At 59.7% G+C, this 1967-nt stretch carries 4 protein-coding genes and 1 pseudogene; 4 read left to right on the forward strand and 1 reads right to left on the reverse strand.

What is annotated here, in order from left to right; translation table 11 throughout:
- The 4 genes from ACTJI6_RS23930 to ACTJI6_RS23945 form a co-directional block, all read left to right on the forward strand.
- The coding region (locus ACTJI6_RS23930; RefSeq protein ID WP_440804251.1) for a hypothetical protein at window positions 1-223 on the forward strand (223 nt) is incomplete at its 5' end.
- A gap of 193 nt (window positions 224-416) precedes the next feature.
- The gene (locus ACTJI6_RS23935) at window positions 417-998 is read left to right on the forward strand and encodes a helix-turn-helix domain-containing protein (RefSeq protein ID WP_440804252.1); all 582 of its coding nucleotides are present in this window, start codon (window positions 417-419) and stop codon (window positions 996-998) included.
- Between the two features lie 37 nt (window positions 999-1035).
- Window positions 1036-1323, forward strand: a complete 288-nt coding sequence (locus ACTJI6_RS23940; protein ID WP_440804255.1) for a BrnT family toxin — start codon at window positions 1036-1038, stop codon at window positions 1321-1323.
- On the forward strand, window positions 1316-1615 hold the full coding sequence (locus tag ACTJI6_RS23945; protein WP_440804257.1) for a BrnA antitoxin family protein: 300 nt from the start codon (window positions 1316-1318) through the stop codon (window positions 1613-1615). Before ACTJI6_RS23940 ends, ACTJI6_RS23945 begins: the two co-directional genes overlap by 8 nt.
- A gap of 29 nt (window positions 1616-1644) precedes the next feature.
- Here the strand turns inward: ACTJI6_RS23945 and ACTJI6_RS23950 are convergent.
- Window positions 1645-1967, reverse strand: a pseudogene (locus ACTJI6_RS23950) (arsenical resistance protein ArsH); the annotation flags it as partial.

Here is a 1967-nt window from a genome sequence, read left to right on the forward strand (position 1 = left end):
GGCGCTGCGCCTCGGGGCGGGACAGGTGGCGAGGGTCAGTTTCTCAAACCCCTTTACGTCCGGCCTGATGGTTGAAAGATCTGCTGAGAAAATCAGAAAGGCGCTCAGAAGCTCTGGAAGGCCCTCTGGAGGCCGGAAGCATATTGAGAGTGGAAAGCTCTACCCAAGAACCCGGAACGAGCCTCTAGGGGGCCTCTCCGTGGCTCTGCGAGGGTATCCTTGAACTATCATTGGCTGCGAACTGCAAAGCGGTGATCTTGTCATCTGGCTCTGTTTCGCGGTCTCTCGGACCACCGAACCAGACTCGAAATCAGCCTTAATGTCCCTTTTTTTGTGAAGAGCAGTTTTAGAGGTTGTGTAAATGGCAGGAAATATGACTTGAATACTTCATAACCCCGATATTGGATACTTTACACATGCCGAGACGCAAGTTCAGCCGCCTGACGAACGATCAGAAGCAGGCGCTGCGGGGTGAGCTGGACGCGAAGATCCCGGTCACGGACCTGGCGAAGAAATACGGGGTCAGCCGCCGGACGATCTACAACCTCAAGAACCGCTGGGAGGAGCGCCTGCCGCAGTCGCGCAGCAAGGTGCTGACGGTGCGGGTCAGCGCCGAGGACATGGAGCGGCTGGACGCCCTGGCAAAGGAGCTGGACCTGAGCAGGGCCGACATGGCCCGGCGGGTGCTGCTCTATGCGGCGGGCGTGTATCACATCGAGCCGCCCGAGGTCGGCGAGATCACGGCCTTGACGAAGGAGGTGTCCGCGATCGGGCAGAACGTGAACCAGGCCGTGAGGGCCATGAATACGGCCGTTCTGCGCGGACAGAAGATCTCCCGCTTGCATCTGGACCAGCTAGCCCAGCAGCTGCACGAGATCGCCCGGCACAACGACCAGGTCCGCAGCCTGATGGTCCGCCGCGCCCAGCAGCAACGGACGCATGTCGATCAGATTGTGGAAGCCATGAGGAGCGTGGAAGAAGCAGAAGCACTGGATTGAATAATTATACTTTTATAATTACATTTGCCACATGAGAATGCGGTTTGTCTGGGATCCGGCCAAAGCGGAATCGAACCAACGCAAGCATGGCGTTCGGTTTGAAGACGCCGTGCAGGTGTTCTTCGATCCGCTGCACCTGACAGTGCAAGACCGGGTCGAAGGTGGCGAGTATCGCTGGCAGACCATCGGCCAGGTCGGTGGCGCGGCCGTCCTGCTTGTGGCTCACACTGTCACCGAGGACAGTCCCGAGCCTGTTGAGGTTATCCGCATCATCTCCGCCCGCCGTGCTACCCCGCAGGAAAGGAAGCGATATGCCAATGGTTGAATACACCCTCGACACGCTGCCCAAGCTGACCGAGGAGCGGCGCAAGGAGCTTGCCAAGCTAGACACGCTGCCGGTCGATCAGATCGACACCAGCGACATTCCCGAACTAACCGACGAGCAATGGGCCAGCGCGGTTCGGGGCCGGTTCTATCGCCCCATCAAGCAGCAGATCACCGCGCGGGTGGATGCCGATGTCCTGGCTTGGCTAAAGGCTGGGGGACAGGGCTATCAGAGCCGCATGAATGCGATCCTGCGCCGTGCCATGATGGCTGAACTCGACCGGCACTCCTGAAGCAAGGCGAACTGGGCAGGCTTCCTGCATCAGACAGCACTTTTCAGTTTTACCCGTTGTTCCAGCCTGGCCGCGGTTTCCTTCCGCTCGCTGTATCGGTCGGTGAGGAAGTCTGAGAGGTCGCGGGTCAGCAGCGTAAACTTCACCAGCTCTTCCATCACATCGACGATGCGGTCGTAATAGCTCGACGGGCGCATCCGGCCGGCCTCGTCGAACTCGTCATAGGCCTTGGCGACCGAGGACTGGTTCGGGATCGTGATCATCCGCATCCAGCGGCCGAGGATACGCATCTGGTTCACGGCGTTGAAGCTCTGCGAGCCGCCCGAGACCTGCATGAGAGCCAGGGTGCGGC

The sequence above is a fragment of the Paracoccus sp. 22332 genome (assembly GCF_052045125.1).
Classification (GTDB): domain Bacteria; phylum Pseudomonadota; class Alphaproteobacteria; order Rhodobacterales; family Rhodobacteraceae; genus Paracoccus; species Paracoccus haematequi_A.

Coding starts and splice junctions, on each gene's coding strand:
- ACTJI6_RS23935 (WP_440804252.1), top strand. CDS start 417: ATGCCGAGACGCAAGTTCAGCCGCCTGACGAACGATCAGAAGCAGGCG.
- ACTJI6_RS23940 (WP_440804255.1), top strand. CDS start 1,036: ATGCGGTTTGTCTGGGATCCGGCCAAAGCGGAATCGAACCAACGCAAG.
- ACTJI6_RS23945 (WP_440804257.1), top strand. CDS start 1,316: ATGGTTGAATACACCCTCGACACGCTGCCCAAGCTGACCGAGGAGCGG.